The sequence below is a fragment of the Shinella sedimenti genome (assembly GCF_022601905.1).
Classification (GTDB): Bacteria; Pseudomonadota; Alphaproteobacteria; order Rhizobiales; family Rhizobiaceae; genus Shinella; species Shinella sedimenti.
Window position 1 is genome coordinate 120,107 of record NZ_JAKVIN010000004.1, and the last position, 16,230, is coordinate 136,336.

The following is a 16,230-nucleotide window of genomic DNA, read 5'->3' on the forward strand; positions in this document are numbered from 1 at the left end:
ACCGTGACCCAAGCGTTCGCAACCGTATCAGGACCAGCCGGCACTATGGATTTCCCGCCGGTGCGCGTTCAGCGCCAGACCCTATCCGGCGTCGTTGCCATGGGGCTCGGCGTCGTCGCGCTCATCGCCATTGCCTCGATGCCGTTCTGGGCGAGCCAGGGCCTGATCCGCGATGTTGTCGAGCTCTGCTGCTACATCGCCGTCGCGCAGATGTGGAACTTGCTTGCGGGCTATGCTGGGCTGGTATCGGTCGGCCAGCAGGCGTTTATCGGTGTGTCCGCCTACATGATGTTCGTGATGGCGCAGCTGTGGGGCATCAATCCCTTCATCGCCGTCGTGCTCGCGATGATCGCGCCGGCCCTGCTCGCCATTCCCACCTACGGCCTGCTGCACAGGCTCGACGGTCCCTATTTCGCGATCGGCACCTGGGTCATCGCAGAGGTGCTGCGGCTTGGGACATCGGTCTTCGGCTATGTCAACGGCGGGGCGGGCATGAGCCTGCGCGTCATGACCGGCTATTCGCCCATGGAACGCGCCATCGGCGTCTCGCTGCTCTGCGCGCTGATGCTGCTCGTTACGGTCGGCGGCAGTTATTGGCTCCTGCGCTCGCGCTATGGGCTGGCGCTCATCGCCATGCGGGACAATCCGGTTGCCGCCGCCAGCCAGGGGGTGAATGTCGGCCGGCTGCGCTTCCTCATCTGGGTCGCGGCAGCGGTCGGCACGGGCCTTGCCGGCGCCATCTATTTCATGGCGCAACTGCGCATCACACCGCCCTCCGCCTATGATCCGAGCTGGGCCAATATCGCGATCTTCATCGTCATGGTCGGCGGGCTGGGCTCGCTGGAGGGTGTGCTGATCGGGGCGCTGATCTACTTCTTCGCCGAGCGCTGGTTCGGTGAGTATGGCGCGACATACATGGTGGTGCTCGGTCTGCTCACTGTTTTCATGGCGCTTTTCGCGCGCGGCGGCCTCTGGGGCCTGATCTGCAAGGTCGTCGATGCCCCCTGGTTCCCGACACGCCGACGATTGATGGAGGACCCGACATGAAGGCCGTTCTGTTCGATGCTGTCGGATTGCCGCTGACGGTGGGCGAACGCCCCATTCCCGAGCCTGCACAGGATGAGGTCCTGCTGAAGATTGCCGCCTGTGGCATTTGCGGTTCCGACCTGCACATGACCGAGGACCCCAAGACGTTCGGGCTCAAGCGCCATGACGTTCTCGGCCACGAATTCGCCGGCGAGGTGGTCCGCTGCGGCAGCGCCGTCTCCGATCTCAAGCCGGGCGACCGGGTGGCGGTGGCGCCGATGCGTGGCTGCGGCGCCTGCGCCTTTTGCCGAAAAGGCGAGCCGGCCTGGTGCGCCGAGATGAAGCTGATCGGCGGCGGTTATGCCGAATTCACCACCGTCGCCGCCCGCCAGTGCCGCATCCTGCCCGACGATCTGCCCATTGAGGAAGGCGCGTTGGCTGAGCCGGTCGCCGTGGCGCTGCATTGCGTCATGCGATCAGGACTGAAGCCGGGCGATCGCGTGTTGATTCTTGGCGCCGGGCCAATCGGCCTGCTGGTCGCCTTCTGGGCGCGGCGCCATGGTGCGCGCGATGTCATCGTCGCCGATATCAACCGGCATCAGGAGGAGCGCGCGAGCGCCGTCGGTGCGACCGGCTTTGCCCTTTCCGGTCCCGGCCTTGCCGAGGACTTTCAGGCCCGGTCGGGCGGTCAACCCGATATCGTCTTCGAATGCGTCGGCAAGCGCGGGCTCATCGACTTCGCCTGCAGGCTCGTGCGCACGCACGGAACGGTGGTCGGCGTCGGGCTCTGCGTGGGCGGTGACGAGTGGGATCCCTTCGCGGCCCTGTCAAAGGAAATCCGGCTCGTTTTCGCGGTGTTCTTCAACATGGCCGAATTCGAGACGGCGCTGGGCGCGCTCGGTCCCGGCCGCTACCGGCCGCAGGCGCTGATTACGGGGCGGATCGGTTTCGACGAAGTGCCCGAGACCTTCGAGGGGCTCAGGCGCCGGACAACGCAATGCAAGGTGCTGATTGCCGCCGATGCGGCGTGAGCAAATGGACGAGGAGGGCAGGTTATGGAATTCGAAACGCTGACTGAGGAGATCGACGGTGTGCGCACGGTCGTCAAGGCGATCGGCAATGGACCGGCCGTGATCGCCCTGCATGGCGCGGCAACAATCGAGGGTTACGACTGGGCGCGGGGCCTTGCAGACCGCTTCCGTGTCTACCTGCCCTTCCATCCCGGTTTCGGCGAGAGCGCCGAAGCGCCGCATATTGCCGGCATGCAGGACATGGTGGTCCACAATCTCCGTCTCGTTGACGCGCTCGGCCTCGAGCGTCCGCATCTCGTCGGTCATTCCATGGGTGGCTGGATGGCGGCGGAGATCGCTGCCGTTGCCGGCGAACGTTTCGGCAGGCTGGTGCTGAATGCGCCGGCCGGGCTCAATCATCCCGATCACCCCGGCGCCGACCTGAGCCAGATCCCGCCGCAAGAGTTTCCCGCCTATCTCGCGCACAATGTCGCGGTCGCGGCGCGCTACTTTCCGGGTGGGTCGGAGTGCCCCTCGGCAGAGGCCTTCGTGGCAGCGCGCGAGAAGGAAGGGCCCGCACTCGGCAACATTCTCAAGGTGCACGGCATGGGGCATCCCAATCTCGGCCGCTGGCTGAGCCGGATTCCCAACGAGACGCTGATCGTCTGGGGCGACAGGGACCGCATTCTGCCCGCCTCGCAGGCGCCGCTCTGGCAGGCCGCCATTCCCAATGCCCGGACGCTGATCATCGAGGAGGCCGGCCATTTCGCCATGCAGGAAGATCCGCGCACCGTCACGGCCATCGGCGACTTCCTGGCCACGTGAAACCCGAGCGCGGCGCTTCCAGCGATCCGCGACGACAGGACTATCAAGGAGGAATTGTCATGAACGCACCACTCAAGCATGCATCCGGTTACTGGGGTACGAAGACGGACTTCGCATCCCTCATGGCGCATATCGAGAAGGTCGGCCCGATCCTCGACAGGAATTCCGAGGCGAATGAAAAACTCGGCCGCCTCAACGAGGAGACCTTCGAGGCGCTCAAGCCTGTCCGCATGAGCCATATCTTCGCCGGCGAGGATATCGGCGGCGCGCAGCTCTCGCCGACGCAGGGTCTGCAGCTTATCGAGGCCATCACCTATCACAGCGGCGCGGCCGGCTGGGTATCGATGGTCCACGCCTGCATCGGCGCGATGTCGGCGGCCTTCCTGCCCGACACGGCCATCAGCCGTCTCTATGACGGCAAGACCGACAACCGGTTCTCCGGTCAGGGCACGCCAACCGGCATGCTGAAGAAAGTCGATGGCGGTTATCGCCTGAACGGCAAGTGGGCCTATGCGAGCGGCATCTACCACGCGACCTACACGCACACCGCCGCCCTGCTCGACGATGGCAACGGCCAGCCGGCCAAGGACGAGAAGGGCGATGTGATCGTTCTTTGCGCCCATGCGCCGGTAGACGAGCACGAACTGCTCGGCAACTGGAACGTCCTTGGCCTTCAGGCCACCGGCAGCATCGATTACGCCGCCAACGACGTCTTCATTCCTGACGACATGGTCTTCCCGATCCTGACGGCCGAGCCGCAGCGCATGCAGGAATTCTTCAGCCTTGGCGTGGTGGGGCTTGCCGCCATCGGCCATTCCGGCTGGGCCATCGGTGCCTCGCGCCGCATGCTCGACGAGGCCGCGAAATATGCCAAGACCAAGACGGGCCGCGCAGGGCTGCTCGGCGAGAGCGACAAGTTCTGGTACGATTTCGGCCGGGCGGAGGCTCGTGTCCGCGCCGCCCGCGCTTTCCTGTTCGAGGTTTGGCGCGACGTCGAGTCCTCCATCGAGGCCGGCAATCGCATGACCACGCGCCAGATCAGCCTTGTGCATCTCGCCAAATCCGAAGTGCATGAGGCCGGCGTCGACGCCTGCCATTTCGTCTATCGTTCGCTCGGCGGGGCCTCGCTGCGCTACGGCGTGATGCAGCGGATCTATCGCGAGATGCTGACGGCAGCGAACCATTTCACGATCAACCCGAACATCGTCGGTGCCGCCGGCCGCGACCTTGCCGGCCTGTGGAGCGACCGCACATGGCAGTTCTACGACCTGATCGAGAAGAAATGAGCGCCCCGGCGAAAGACATGCCGGGCAAGGGGGCTACGCCTGAAACGGGCGCCGCCTCCGCTGGGTCCGGCCTCACAGAGGCGTTTCTCGCCGCCTTCAGGCATCACCCATCCGGCGTCGCCATCATCACGGCGGAAGGGGCGGAGGGGCCTGTCGCGCTGACGGTGAGCTCGCTGATCTCGATCAGTGCGTCTCCACCCATGGTCGCCTTCTCGCTCTCGACATCGTCCTCCAGCGCGAAGGTGGTCGAGCGTGCCGCATCCGTCGTTGTGCATTTCGTGCGCCGCGCCGACATGCAGCTTGCCCGGCTCTGCGCCACGTCAGGCAAGGATCGCTTCGGGCCGGATGTGCGCTGGTCACGGCTCGATAGCGGTGAGCCCTACTATCCGCAGGTCGAGCTGTGGTTTCGCGCAGAGCTGCGCGGCCGGCTGGAAACGCCGGGCGCCTGCCTTGTGACCGCGGAGCTGACAGCCGTTTCATCCGGAGCGCACGCGACACGGCAGGCCGAGGCGCTGGTCTATTCCAACCGCGCCTGGCACGCGCTGGGACCGGTGGTCGATACGGCCTCGGCGCCGGTTCTGTTGTGGCCGGACGATTCGGCGACCTTCTGAGTCAAGAGCCGGCGAGATATGCCGCCGGCTTTCCCCTTACATACCCCAGATGACGGACTGTTCGTGGCGCTTGATGAGATGCCGCAGATTCTCGAAACTCTTGCGCAAATGCGCCGAAAACGCCTCGATGGCGGGTGCCCCGAGATCGCCCGAGCGCCGGAGCAGGCCAAGCGCCCGCTCCGGATGGGGAATTTCGACCGGCAGCGCGGTGATCGCCCTGTCGTTGCGATAGGCGAAGACGACGCTGTGCGGCAGGATCGTCAACGCGTCGCTTTCCTTCATGTAGTTGATCGCGCTGGTCAGCGAACCGCCGGCATAGCGGATTTTCGTCTCGGTGGCGCCGAGCGAGAGGACGAGGCTGCGAAGATCGGCCAGCAGCGGACTGCCGGGTGGCGGCGCGATCCATGGAAAGTCGAGCAGTTCGGGGCCCGACAGCTTGCGTTTGAGCAGCAGCGGATGCGTGACGCGGCACGCGACGACGTTACGGCCGGGCAGCAGCTCCTGGAAATGCATGCCAGACCCCTCCTCGAGCATGTCGATCGGGCAGATCGCGAGATCGATCCGGTCGGCGACGATGGCGGCGCGCAGTTCCGAGAGATAGCCGTAGCTCTGCTCGACGCGCACGTCAGGGGAGGCATTCTGAAAGCCCGCGACCATGCCGGCGATCAGCGCATCCATGAAGAAGGGCGTGCCACCGACGCGCACCAGCCCGGTGCGGCCATGGCGAAAACCTTCCACCAGGCTCGATGCCTTGCGCGCGGAGGTCAGAATGGCCTGGCCGTGATCGGCCAGCGCGCGGCCAAGCGGCGTGGGTTGCAACGGCCGGCGTCCCTTCAGGAAAAGCGGCTCGCCGAGGCGCTTTTCCAGCATCGCAAGCGTGCGCGACACGGCCGGCTGGCTGAGGCCGAGCAGGGTCGCGCCCTCGGTCACGCCACCCGCCTGGACGACCGCTGCAAGCTGCGCAAGGTGCCTTTCGTCAATCTTCATAACAATAACGAATATAAATCGCCGAAAAAATTATCAAGCACGCAATTTCGGCCTGTTAGGTTCTCGTTATGGGAGAAGTCATGCCAGACATATCGTTCAGTGAGCGCACCTCTGCGCAGCGCGTTGCCGAGCGGCTCGACAAGCACGCCGCCGGACCGCTGCAAGCCTTCATGGTTCCCTTCATCGAGCACCTGCACAAGCTGATCAGGGAGACACGTCCCTCGCAGGCCGACTGGCGGCGCGCGATGGAATTCCTGACGGATGTCGGCCATGCCAGCGATGGTCGCCGGCAGGAATGGGTGCTGCTTTCCGACCTGCTCGGCGTGACCGCGTTGGTCGAGGAGATCAACACGAACCGGCCGAAGGGCGCGACGCCCAACACGGTGCGCGGCCCCTTCTACCGGGCCGATGCGCCCCGGCTGCCGCTTGATGCCAGCATATCGCTCGACGGTGTCGGTCCCGTGCTGTCCGTCAGCGGCCATGTGCGGGATCTCGACGGCAAGCCCATTGCCAGCGCCACGGTCGAGACCTGGCAGGCTAACAGCGAGGGCTTCTACGAGAACCAGCAGCCGGACCAGCAGCCGGAATTCAACCTTCGCGGCATCTTCACGACCGACGGCCAGGGGTGCTTCCGTTACAAGACCGTGCGTCCGGGCGGCTATGCCGTTCCCAGCGACGGCCCTGTCGGGCAGATGCTGGGCGGGCTGGGCTTTGCCATGCGCCGTCCGGCCCATCTTCACTTCCTGATCAAGGCGGATGGCTTCGAGACGATCAGCACGCATGTCTACGACGGCAGCGATCCGCATCTCGGTCAGGACGCGCTGTTCGGCGTGAAGGACGAGCTGATCGGGGAATTCACGCCGACCGGGAAGGGGGATGCGTCGACGCTCGACTTCACCTTCACCATGGTTCGGGCGAAGAAGGGACGCGGCACGACATGACACTCGACTTTACCTATCAGGCAAGTGCGGCACGCATCGTCTTCGGCAACGGGGCGAGCGGCGATGTCGTCAAATGGGTGGAGGCGTTGGATTGCCGGCGTGCGCTCGTGCTGTCGACGCCGCATCAGGCCGCCGATGCGCAAGCGCTGTCAAACCGGCTTGGGCCTCTTTCGGTCGGCACCTTCACCGAAGCCACCATGCATACACCCGTCGATGTGACCGAGCGTGCCGTCGCGCGTGCGGCCGAGCTCGGCGTGGATTGCGTTGTCTCGCTCGGTGGCGGCTCGACGACGGGGCTCGGCAAGGCCATGGCGTATCGCACGGACATCCAGCAGATCGTAATACCCACCACCTATGCCGGCTCCGAAGTCACGCCGATCCTCGGCCAGACGGAAAACGGCGTCAAAACCACTGTTCGCAGCCCGAAAATCACGCCGGAAGTGGTGATCTACGATCCGCAACTGACGCTCGGCCTGCCTGTTGGCATGAGCGTCACCAGCGGCCTGAACGCCATCGCGCATGCGGCCGAAGGGCTCTATGCGCCCGACCGCAATCCCATCACGACGATGATGAGCATCGACGGCATCCGGGCGCTGAAAGAGGCCCTGCCGGCCCTGATCGACAGCCCGCGCGACGGCGCGGCGCGTGAAAAGGCGCTTTACGGTGCATGGCTTTGCGGCACGGTGCTGGGCCAGATCTCGATGTCGCTGCATCACAAGATCTGCCACACGCTGGGCGGCAGCTTCGACACGCCGCATGCCGAGACTCATTCCATCATGCTGCCGCACACGATCGGCTTCAACGCCTCCGCGGTGCCGGAGCTGATGACGCCGATCTCCGATATTTTCGGTGGCGCCACACCCGGACAGGCGCTCTACGATTTCGCCAAATCGATCGGTTCGCCGATGGCGCTGAAGGATTTCGGCCTTAGCGAGGCCGATCTCGACCGGGCCGCCGATATCGCCACCAGGAACCCCTATTCCAATCCGCGCCCGATCGACCGTACGGCGATCCGCGCACTGTTACAGGACGCCTGGAGCGGAACACGACCGCCATATTGAATTCTTTTGGGAGGAGGAATGAATATGCTCACGAGACGGGACTTGCTGAAATCCGCAGCCGCGACGGGCGCATTGGCTGCGACATCCGGCCTTGCCATGCCGGCCCTCGCCCAGGGCGCGCCGATCAAGCTCGGCTATGTCAGCCCGCAGACCGGCCCGCTTGCCGCTTTCGCCGAGGCCGACAAGTTCATCATCGATGGCTTCATGGCCGCCACCAAGGCGGCCGGGCTGAACTACGAAGTGGTGGTGAAGGACAGCCAGTCCAACCCGAACCGCGCCGCCGAAGTCGCCAAAGAGCTGATCGTCAGCGACGAGGTCAATCTCGTCCTCGTGGCCTCGACGCCCGAGACGACCAACCCCGTGGCCACGACCTGCGAGGCGGAGGAGGTGCCCTGCATCTCGACGGCGGCGCCCTGGCAGCCCTGGTTCATCGGCCAGCAGTCCAATCCGGGCGAACCGGCGTCGTGGAAGCCGTTCAACAGTGCCTTCCACTTCTTCTGGGGGCTGGAAGACGTCATCGCTGTTTATACCAACATGTGGGGCCAGCTGGAGACCAACAAGAAGGTCGGCGGTCTGTTTCCGAACGACGGCGACGGCAATGCCTGGGGCGACAAGGCCGTGGGCTTCCCGCCGGTTCTGGAGAAGCTGGGCTTCAGCCTCAATGATCCCGGCCGCTACCAGAATCTGACCGACGACTTTTCCGCCCAGATCAATGCCTTCAAGTCTGATGGCAGCGACATCATCACCGGTGTGATGATCCCGCCCGACTTCACCACCTTCTGGAACCAGGCGCAGCAGCAGGGCTTCAAGCCCAAGGTCGCGTCCATCGGCAAGGCGATCCTGTTTCCGCAGGCGGTCGAGGCGCTCGGAAAGAACGGCCACAACCTGTCGTGCGAAGTCTGGTGGTCGGCAAGCCATCCCTTCAAGTCGTCGCTGACCGGCCAGAGCGCCGGCGAGCTCGCCGAGGGCTTCACCAAGGCCACCGGCCGGCCCTGGACCCAGCCCATCGGCTTCGTCCATGCCCTGTTCGAGGTCGCTGCCGACGTGATGAAGCGCGCCGATCCGACCGATAGCGAAGCGGTGATTGCCGCCATCGCCGCCTCCAATATCGAGACAATCGTCGGCAAGGTGGCCTGGGATGGCGCCAATCTGCCGCCCTTTGCCGCCAAGAATGTCGCCAAGACCCCGCTGGTCGGTGGTCAGTGGCGCCTCAAGGACGGCGGGGGCTACGACCTCGTCATCGTCGACAACCAGACGGCGCCGAACATTCCGACTGGCGGCAAGATGGAAGCGATCGGCTGAGCCATGCCCATCCTCGCCCTCGACCAGGTCTCGAAAAGCTTCGGCGCCCTCAAGGTCGCCGACCAGATTTCGTTTGCGCTGGAAAAGGGCGAGGCGCTGGGCGTCATCGGGCCGAACGGCGCCGGCAAGTCGACGCTGTTCAATCTCATTACCGGCAATATCCGCGTCGATGCTGGCACGATCCGCTTCGACGGCGAGGATGTGACGCGCCAGCCGCCGATGGCGCGGTGCCTGGCCGGGGTCGGGCGGACGTTCCAGATTCCGCAGCCCTTCGAAAAGCTGACGGTGTTCGAGAACCTGCTGGTTGGCGGCGCCTTCGGGTCGCGCAAGGCCGAGAAGGATGTCGGTGAGCGCTGCGCCGATATTCTCGTCGAGACCGGGCTCTACCCCAAGGCAAACCAGCTCGCCGGAAGCCTAGGGCTGTTGCAGCGCAAGCGTCTTGAGCTTGCCCGGGCACTTGCGACCGACCCGAAAATCCTGCTGCTCGACGAGATCGCCGGCGGCTTGACCGAAGGGGAATGCCAGGAACTGGTGGAAACGATCCGCAACATCCACCGGCGCGGCGTTTCCATCATCTGGGTCGAGCATGTGCTGCATGCGCTGAATTCGGTGGTCAGCCGTCTTGTTGTCCTGCATTTCGGCCGGGTGATCGGCGACGGCGATACCGAGACGATCATGGCATCGAAGGACGTACGCGAAATCTATCTCGGGATCGATGTGTGATGGCGCTGCTCGAGACCCGTGGCCTGACGGCCTTTTATGGCGACTTCCAGGCGTTGTTCGGCGTCGATATCGCGCTCGACGAAGGCGAAACGGTCGCCGTGATCGGCGCCAACGGTGCGGGCAAGTCGACCCTGCTGCGGTCGATTTCCGGCCTCATCCGCAATGTGCCCGGGCAAATCCGTTTCGATGGCCGGGAGATCGGCGGGCTTGCCGCACCCGATGTCCTCCAACTGGGTATCGCCATGGTGCCGGAAGGGCGCCGGCTCTTTCCGTCGCTCTCCGTCGAGGAAAACCTGCTGATCGGCAGATACGGCCGCGTCGGCAACGGCGCGTGGTCGCTCGATGCAATTTATGACCTCTTTCCCGTGCTGAAGGAGCGCCGCCACCAGCCCGGCACGGCTCTCTCGGGCGGGCAGCAGCAGATGGTAGCGATCGGCCGCGGACTGATGTCCAATCCGCGTGTGCTGCTCTGCGACGAGGTAAGCCTGGGCCTTGCCCCGGTGGTCGTCCGGGACATCTACGCGGCTTTTCCGAAAATCCGCGCGACTGGCGCATCCATCGTCATCATCGAACAGGACATCGGCCAGGCACTGAAGGTTGCCGATCGGGTCTATTGCATGATGGAGGGACGGGTGACGCTTTCGGGCACGCCGGCAACGCTGAGCCGCGAGGATATCCACGCCGCCTATTTCGGAGCGCATGCGCGATGAACTGGATCGACACCATCATTCAGGGCATTCTGCTCGGCGGCCTGTATGCGCTTTTTGCGGCGGGCCTCGCCCTTGTCTTCGGCATCATGCGGCTGGTCAATCTCGCGCATGGCGACCTCATCGTGCTTGCCGCCTTCCTGATCCTTTTGCTGGTTTCGGCGCTCGGCCTCAATCCTTTCATTGCCGCCGCGGCCGCGCTGCCGGTGATGTTCGTGCTCGGCTGGGCGATGCAATTCCTCGTGCTCAACCGCACGCTCGGCAACGACATCCTGCCGCCACTGCTGGTGACCTTCGGCCTTTCGGTGGTGATCCAGAACGGCCTGCTCGAGGGCTTTTCGGCCGATAGCCGCCGGATCTCGGCAGGCGCTCTGGAAACGGCGTCGCTCCAGATCGGCCCTATCAGCATCGGCACCATGCCGCTTCTGACCTTCCTGTCGGCGGTGGGCGTCATCGTCGCGCTCAACCTCATCTTCTATCGCACGTCGCTTGGCCGGGCCTTCCGCGCCACCTCGGATGACAGCGCAACGGCCGGCCTGATGGGTATCCGCGCCGAGCGCATCTTCGCCACCGCCACCGGCCTTGCCATGATGGTGGTGACGATTGCAGCACTCTATCTCGGCACGCGCGCCAATTTCGATCCGACCATGGGACCGGCCCGGCTGATCTATGCCTTCGAGGCCGTCATCATCGGCGGGCTCGGCTCCTTTTGGGGCACGCTCGCCGGCGGCATCATCATCGGCGTGGCACAGACCGTGGGCGCGGCGATCAATCCGGAATGGCAGATTCTTGCGGGCCATATCGCCTTCCTGCTGGTGCTGCTGGTGCGGCCGCGCGGCCTTTTCCCACGGGCGGTGGACTGACATGAGCGATCATATTTCCTCATCCTCCTGGACCGTTTCGACCCGCACGCGCGGCTCCGCCTTTTCTATGCTGGCGATCCTCGCGCTTGTGGCGCTCGCCTTTACCGCCCCGCTGTTCGTCTCGCGTTCGGTGGTGCAGGACCTGTTTTTCATCCTGACCATGCTGGTGCTGGCGCAATGCTGGAACCTGCTTGCCGGCTATGCGGGCCTCGTTTCCGTCGGCCAGCAGGCCTTTGTCGGCTTCGGCGCCTATGCGATGTTTGCCGGCGTCAGCCTGCTCGGCATGGACCCGATGGCCGCCATCCTGCTCGGCGGGCTCGCGGCGCTGGCACTGTCGGTGCCCACAGCCTTCTTCGTCTTCCGCCTGCAGGGCGCCTATTTCGCCATCGGCACCTGGGTCATCGCCGAGATCGTGCGGCTTTCGCTGGCGCAGTGGAAGGCGCTCGGCGGCGGTACCGGCACATCGCTGCCGTCGGGTGCCACACGTGACATGGTCGGGGTGCGCTTCGTCGCGGATCTGCTTGGCGTGCGCGGGCCGCAGGCCACCGATATCGTCTGCTACTGGCTGGCGCTGCTACTGGCGGTCGTTACCATCGGTTCGATCTACAAGCTGCTGCGCTCGAAGCAGGGCCTGGGGCTTGCGGCCGTGCGCGACAACCGCGAGGCGGCGCGCTCCGTCGGCGTCGACCCGACCTGGACGAAATCCTTCGTCTATCTGGTGGCGGCGCTTGCCACCGGGCTCGCCGGTGCGCTGATCTATGTGCAGAAGGCGCGTATTTCGCCGGACGCCGCCTTCTCCGTTCCCGACTGGACCGCCTATGTGATCTTCATCGTGGTGATCGGCGGCATCGGTACGATCGAGGGGCCGATCATCGGCGTGATCGTGTTCTACATCCTGCAGAACCTGCTGGCCGATTACGGCTCCTGGTATCTGCTGATTCTCGGCCTCATCGGCATCCTGGTCATGCTGTTTGCGCCGCGCGGCCTGTGGGGTCTGTTTGCCGACCGCACCGGAATCCAGCTCTTTCCCGTCCGCCGCATCCTGGCGGGCCAGCCCAAACCCAAAGACATCAGAGGGAGTGACTGATGGCCGATATCGAAACCGACGTCCTGATCATTGGAACCGGCCCCGCCGGCTCGGCGACCGCCGCGCTGCTTGCGAGCTACGGCGTCGAGAACATGGCGATCAACCGCTACCGCTGGCTGGCCAATACGCCGCGCGCCCACATTACGAACCAGCGCACGATGGAGGTGCTGCGCGATCTCGGCCGCGAGGTCGAGGCGGAAGGCTACCTCCACGCCAGCCCGCAGGAGATCATGGGCGAGAATGTGTTCTGCACTGCGATCGCCGGCGAAGAACTCGGCCGTCTCAAGACCTGGGGCACGCATCCGACGTCGAAGGCCGAGCATCTGCTCTCCTCGCCGAGCGAGATGAACGACCTGCCGCAGACCTTCATGGAGCCGCTTCTCTTCAAAACGGCGTGCGCGCGTGGCACGCAGGCGCGCATGTCGACGGAATATGTAAGCCACGTGCAGGATGCCGAGGGCGTGACGACGACCTGCCGCGACCGCCTGACCGGCAAGGATTTCACCGTCCGCTCGAAATATCTTGTCGGTGCCGACGGCGGCAATTCCCTGGTGGCGCAGCATCTCGGCCTGCCCTTCGAGGGCAAGATGGGTGTCGCCGGCTCGATGAACATCCTGTTCAAGGCCGATCTCGCCCGCTACGTCGCCCATCGTCCCTCGGTACTCTACTGGGTGCTGCAGCCGGGCTCGAATGTCGGCGGCATCGGCATGGGTCTGGTGCGCATGATCCGTCCATGGAACGAGTGGCTCATCAACTGGGGCTATGACATCAGCCAGGGCGTGCCCGATGTCGACAATGCCTTTGCCGAGGGCGTGGCCCGCGACCTGATCGGCGATCCCGATATCGACATCGAGATCACCTCGGTCTCCACCTGGACGGTCAACAACTGTTACGCCACGCGCACACAGAAGGGCCGCGTCTTCTGCATGGGCGATGCGATCCACCGTCATCCGCCGTCGAACGGGCTCGGTTCCAACACCTCGATCCAGGACGGTTTCAACCTCGCCTGGAAACTCGCCATGGTGCTGAAGGGCCAGGCCGGACCCGGCCTGCTTGAAACGTATAGCGAGGAGCGCGCGCCCATCGCCACGCAGATCGTCACGCGCGCCAACCAGTCGATCGAGGAGTTCGGGCCGATCTTCGGCGCGCTCGGTCTGCTCGATTCCATCGATCCGGTGAAGATGCAGGAGAACATGGATCGCCGCTGTGACGACGGAAGCGCTGCCGAAAATCAGCGCGCGGCGTTGCGCGAGGCCATTGCCTTCAAGGTCTATGAGTTCGACGCCCATGGCGTGGAGATGAACCACCGTTACAAATCGACAGGCGTTGAGACCGACGGCCAGCCCGAGCCGGCGTTCACCTGCAACCCGGAATTGCATTTCGAACAGACCACCTGGCCGGGTGCGCGGCTGCCGCATGCCTGGTTGTTCGGCGAGGGCAACCGCAAGGCCTCCACGCTCGATCTGTGCGGCCATGGGAAGTTTACGCTCCTGACCGGTATCGGCGGGCAGGCGTGGGTCGATGCGGCCGAGATACTGTCGGCGGAACTCGGCCTGCCGCTTGTGGCCCACGTCATCGGGCCGCGGCAGACCTGGCAGGATCATTACGGCGACTGGGCGCGGGCCCGCGAGGTGGGCGATGCCGGCGTGGTGCTGGTCCGGCCCGATCATCACGTCGCATGGCGCTCGGAAGGGTTGGCGGCTGACCCCGCTGGCGAACTGCGCCGTGTACTGAAGACAATTCTGGATCTGTGAGGCGACGATGGAAGCGCATGAGAAGGGTTATTTCACCGAGGAGAACTCCGTCGAGGTCGTGACCGGCCGCAATGCCGGCGCCAAGGACGCGCGCCTGAAGGAGGTGATGGAAGTCATCACCCGCAAGCTGCATGAGGCGGTGAAGGAACTGGAGCCGACGCAGGAGGAGTGGATGGAGGCGATCCTCTTCCTCACCCGCACCGGACAGATGTGCAACGAATGGCGGCAAGAATTCATCCTGCTGTCGGACGTGCTGGGTGTGTCGATGCTGGTGGACGCGATCAACAACCGCAAGCCCTCCGGTGCGTCGGAGAGCACGGTGCTTGGCCCGTTCCACGTCGCGGACGCCCCGGAACTGCCGATGGGCGCCAATATCTGCCTCGACAGCAAGGGCGAGGACATGGTCATCGAGGGGCGTATCCTCGATACCGAGGGCAAGCCGATCGCCGACGCCGTCATCGATGTCTGGCAGGCCAATGACGAGGGCTTTTACGACGTGCAGCAGAAGGGCATCCAGCCCGATTTCAATCTGCGCGGCATGTTCCGCACGGGTCCGGACGGACATTACTGGTTTCGTGCCGTGAAGCCGAAATACTATCCGATCCCCGATGACGGGCCCGTCGGGCAGCTGCTCGGCCATCTCGGCCGCCACCCTTACCGCCCGGCGCATCTGCACTACATCATCAGCGCCGATGGCTTCGAAACGCTGACGACACATATCTTCGACCCTGATGATCCCTATATCCATTCGGATGCGGTGTTCGGGGTCAAGGAAAGCCTGCTGGCGAAATTCGACCGGGTGAATGACCCGGCACGCGCGAAGGCCTACGAATTCGACGGCGAATTCTGGGAAGTCAAACACGACTTCGTGCTGGCGCGCGACCACGCCTGACAGAGGCATTTTTGCAGGAAGCGGGGGCGGATGCGCGGGTTGCATTCGCCCCCGTTTTCGTTCTGCCGTTGTCATTCCCCCGAATGGATGCGCTCGCGCTCGCCCATGAACGGTCCCTGCACCCACTGGATCGTCTTTTCGTGCTTCTCCACCGCGCGGCGAAGTTCGGCGAACTCGCGGCGCATATGGCCGAGAAACTTGCGGCCGGCGGGGTTCGAATAGGGTTTCTTGCGCGTCATGACGCCGAGCACGCGCTCAGGCTGGGGAATATCGAGCGGAATGATGCTGATCTTGTTTTCGCCGCGGAAGGCGTGGACGACGGAATGCGGCAGGATCGCCAGCGCGTCCGTGCCGGCAAGATAATTCACGACACTCAGGAGCGAGCCGCCGGCATAGCGCAGCGACACCTCCGCCAGCCCCAGCGTCAGCAGGATATTGTGCAGGTCAAGTACCAGCGGCGAGCCCGGCAGCGGCGCGATCCAGGGATAGTTGACGATGTCCTCGGTCGCGAGGGTGCGCTTACGCACCAGGGGATGGCCGGCGCCGCAGGTCAGCACGTTGCGCGCCGTCAGGATCGGCTCGAAATGCAGGTCGGCGCGCAGGTCGACGGAACCCGTCGGGGTCACCGCAAGGTCGATCTGGCCGGAATCCAGTTCCGCCACGAGGTCGGGATAGTTGCCGTAGGACTGGTAGACCATGATGCCCGGCTCGCCGCGCTGGAACGAGGCGATCATCGGCGACACCACCGCATCCATGAAGAAGGGCACACCGCCGATCCGTACCCGCCCCGAAGAGCCAGACTTGAAGCTGCGGACGATTTCCATCGCCTTGCGCGACGATGCCAGAATGGCCTTGCCCTGCTGGCCGAGCTGCTCGCCGAGCGGTGTCGGCTGCATCGGCCGCCGGCCGGACACGAAGAGCGGTTCGCCGATACGCTTTTCCAGAATCGAAAGGGTGCGCGACACCGCCGACTGCGTCATGCCGAGCATGGCGGCCGCTTCGGTCACGCCGCCTGTCTCGATGACGGCCGCAAGCTGAACAAGGTGGGCTTCGACGATCTTCATAGCAAATTGCTATAGCTTGCATGAACAAAGTCAATCACCGGCGGGCTTGATTGGCTATATTGGGGACAATCACGGACGGCTTGCGACAGGC

The 16,230-nt window shown here is 64.5% G+C and carries 16 protein-coding genes; 14 read left to right on the top strand and 2 right to left on the bottom strand.

What is annotated here, in order from left to right:
• The first annotated feature begins 3 nt into the window (after window positions 1–3).
• From MKI86_RS10790 to MKI86_RS10810, 5 genes are read left to right on the top strand one after another with little or no spacing between them, the layout of a single operon-like run.
• Complete coding sequence (locus tag MKI86_RS10790) at window positions 4–1,047, top strand: branched-chain amino acid ABC transporter permease (protein ID WP_241600901.1); 1,044 nt, start codon at window positions 4–6, stop codon at window positions 1,045–1,047.
• Window positions 1,044–2,057: a zinc-dependent alcohol dehydrogenase gene (locus MKI86_RS10795; protein ID WP_241600902.1), complete on the top strand. Its 1,014-nt coding sequence runs from the start codon at window positions 1,044–1,046 to the stop codon at window positions 2,055–2,057. Before MKI86_RS10790 ends, MKI86_RS10795 begins: the two co-directional genes overlap by 4 nt.
• Before the next feature lie 24 nt (window positions 2,058–2,081).
• Window positions 2,082–2,861, top strand: coding sequence for an alpha/beta fold hydrolase (locus MKI86_RS10800; protein ID WP_241600903.1), 780 nt, complete (start codon window positions 2,082–2,084; stop codon window positions 2,859–2,861).
• 59 nt (window positions 2,862–2,920) lie between these two features.
• On the top strand, window positions 2,921–4,147 hold the full coding sequence (locus tag MKI86_RS10805; protein WP_241600904.1) for an acyl-CoA dehydrogenase family protein: 1,227 nt from the start codon (window positions 2,921–2,923) through the stop codon (window positions 4,145–4,147).
• Entirely contained in the window at window positions 4,144–4,758 is a 615-nt protein-coding gene (locus MKI86_RS10810) for a flavin reductase family protein (protein WP_241600905.1), read from the top strand. The genes MKI86_RS10805 and MKI86_RS10810 overlap by 4 nt, the downstream gene beginning before the upstream one ends.
• A gap of 36 nt (window positions 4,759–4,794) precedes the next feature.
• On the opposite strand, the gene MKI86_RS10815 is transcribed toward MKI86_RS10810, so the two are convergent.
• Window positions 4,795–5,745 (bottom strand): LysR family transcriptional regulator, encoded by a 951-nt coding sequence (locus tag MKI86_RS10815; protein WP_241600906.1) that lies wholly within the window; start codon window positions 5,743–5,745, stop codon window positions 4,795–4,797.
• Between the two features lie 80 nt (window positions 5,746–5,825).
• Here MKI86_RS10815 and MKI86_RS10820 point away from each other — a divergent pair, with 80 nt between their 5' ends.
• From MKI86_RS10820 to MKI86_RS10860, 9 genes are read left to right on the top strand one after another with little or no spacing between them, the layout of a single operon-like run.
• A complete protein-coding gene (locus tag MKI86_RS10820; protein WP_241600907.1) occupies window positions 5,826–6,686 on the top strand; it encodes a dioxygenase family protein in 861 nt (286 codons plus the stop codon).
• Window positions 6,683–7,747 (top strand): maleylacetate reductase, encoded by a 1,065-nt coding sequence (locus MKI86_RS10825; protein ID WP_241600908.1) that lies wholly within the window; start codon window positions 6,683–6,685, stop codon window positions 7,745–7,747. Before MKI86_RS10820 ends, MKI86_RS10825 begins: the two co-directional genes overlap by 4 nt.
• A 24-nt stretch (window positions 7,748–7,771) precedes the next feature.
• Window positions 7,772–9,049 carry an ABC transporter substrate-binding protein gene (locus MKI86_RS10830; RefSeq protein ID WP_241600909.1) on the top strand — a complete coding sequence of 426 codons (1,278 nt, stop codon included), beginning with the start codon at window positions 7,772–7,774 and terminating at the stop codon, window positions 9,047–9,049.
• Window positions 9,050–9,052: 3 nt separating this feature from the next.
• A complete protein-coding gene (locus MKI86_RS10835; RefSeq protein WP_241600910.1) occupies window positions 9,053–9,772 on the top strand; it encodes an ABC transporter ATP-binding protein in 720 nt (239 codons plus the stop codon).
• Window positions 9,772–10,482, top strand: coding sequence for an ABC transporter ATP-binding protein (locus tag MKI86_RS10840; RefSeq protein ID WP_241600911.1), 711 nt, complete (start codon window positions 9,772–9,774; stop codon window positions 10,480–10,482). Before MKI86_RS10835 ends, MKI86_RS10840 begins: the two co-directional genes overlap by 1 nt.
• The gene (locus MKI86_RS10845) at window positions 10,479–11,342 is read left to right on the top strand and encodes a branched-chain amino acid ABC transporter permease (protein ID WP_241600912.1); all 864 of its coding nucleotides are present in this window, start codon (window positions 10,479–10,481) and stop codon (window positions 11,340–11,342) included. Before MKI86_RS10840 ends, MKI86_RS10845 begins: the two co-directional genes overlap by 4 nt.
• 1 nt (window position 11,343) lies before the next feature.
• Window positions 11,344–12,429 (top strand): branched-chain amino acid ABC transporter permease, encoded by a 1,086-nt coding sequence (locus MKI86_RS10850; protein ID WP_241600913.1) that lies wholly within the window; start codon window positions 11,344–11,346, stop codon window positions 12,427–12,429.
• Entirely contained in the window at window positions 12,429–14,183 is a 1,755-nt protein-coding gene (locus tag MKI86_RS10855; RefSeq protein WP_241600914.1) for an FAD-dependent oxidoreductase, read from the top strand. Before MKI86_RS10850 ends, MKI86_RS10855 begins: the two co-directional genes overlap by 1 nt.
• Before the next feature lie 7 nt (window positions 14,184–14,190).
• Window positions 14,191–15,075: an intradiol ring-cleavage dioxygenase gene (locus MKI86_RS10860; RefSeq protein ID WP_241600915.1), complete on the top strand. Its 885-nt coding sequence runs from the start codon at window positions 14,191–14,193 to the stop codon at window positions 15,073–15,075.
• Between the two features lie 71 nt (window positions 15,076–15,146).
• Here the strand turns inward: MKI86_RS10860 and MKI86_RS10865 are convergent, their stop codons facing one another.
• Complete coding sequence (locus tag MKI86_RS10865) at window positions 15,147–16,139, bottom strand: LysR family transcriptional regulator (protein ID WP_241600916.1); 993 nt, start codon at window positions 16,137–16,139, stop codon at window positions 15,147–15,149.
• Between the last annotated feature and the right edge of the window lie 91 nt (window positions 16,140–16,230).

Bases quoted from the DNA above. Each gene is read 5' to 3' on its own strand.
- MKI86_RS10795 (WP_241600902.1), top strand. From the start codon at position 1,044: ATGAAGGCCGTTCTGTTCGATGCTGTCGGATTGCCGCTGACGGTGGGC.
- MKI86_RS10800 (WP_241600903.1), top strand. From the start codon at position 2,082: ATGGAATTCGAAACGCTGACTGAGGAGATCGACGGTGTGCGCACGGTC.
- MKI86_RS10805 (WP_241600904.1), top strand. From the start codon at position 2,921: ATGAACGCACCACTCAAGCATGCATCCGGTTACTGGGGTACGAAGACG.
- MKI86_RS10810 (WP_241600905.1), top strand. From the start codon at position 4,144: ATGAGCGCCCCGGCGAAAGACATGCCGGGCAAGGGGGCTACGCCTGAA.
- MKI86_RS10815 (WP_241600906.1), bottom strand. From the start codon at position 5,745: ATGAAGATTGACGAAAGGCACCTTGCGCAGCTTGCAGCGGTCGTCCAG.
- MKI86_RS10820 (WP_241600907.1), top strand. From the start codon at position 5,826: ATGCCAGACATATCGTTCAGTGAGCGCACCTCTGCGCAGCGCGTTGCC.
- MKI86_RS10825 (WP_241600908.1), top strand. From the start codon at position 6,683: ATGACACTCGACTTTACCTATCAGGCAAGTGCGGCACGCATCGTCTTC.
- MKI86_RS10830 (WP_241600909.1), top strand. From the start codon at position 7,772: ATGCTCACGAGACGGGACTTGCTGAAATCCGCAGCCGCGACGGGCGCA.
- MKI86_RS10835 (WP_241600910.1), top strand. From the start codon at position 9,053: ATGCCCATCCTCGCCCTCGACCAGGTCTCGAAAAGCTTCGGCGCCCTC.
- MKI86_RS10840 (WP_241600911.1), top strand. From the start codon at position 9,772: ATGGCGCTGCTCGAGACCCGTGGCCTGACGGCCTTTTATGGCGACTTC.
- MKI86_RS10845 (WP_241600912.1), top strand. From the start codon at position 10,479: ATGAACTGGATCGACACCATCATTCAGGGCATTCTGCTCGGCGGCCTG.
- MKI86_RS10850 (WP_241600913.1), top strand. From the start codon at position 11,344: ATGAGCGATCATATTTCCTCATCCTCCTGGACCGTTTCGACCCGCACG.
- MKI86_RS10855 (WP_241600914.1), top strand. From the start codon at position 12,429: ATGGCCGATATCGAAACCGACGTCCTGATCATTGGAACCGGCCCCGCC.
- MKI86_RS10860 (WP_241600915.1), top strand. From the start codon at position 14,191: ATGGAAGCGCATGAGAAGGGTTATTTCACCGAGGAGAACTCCGTCGAG.
- MKI86_RS10865 (WP_241600916.1), bottom strand. From the start codon at position 16,139: ATGAAGATCGTCGAAGCCCACCTTGTTCAGCTTGCGGCCGTCATCGAG.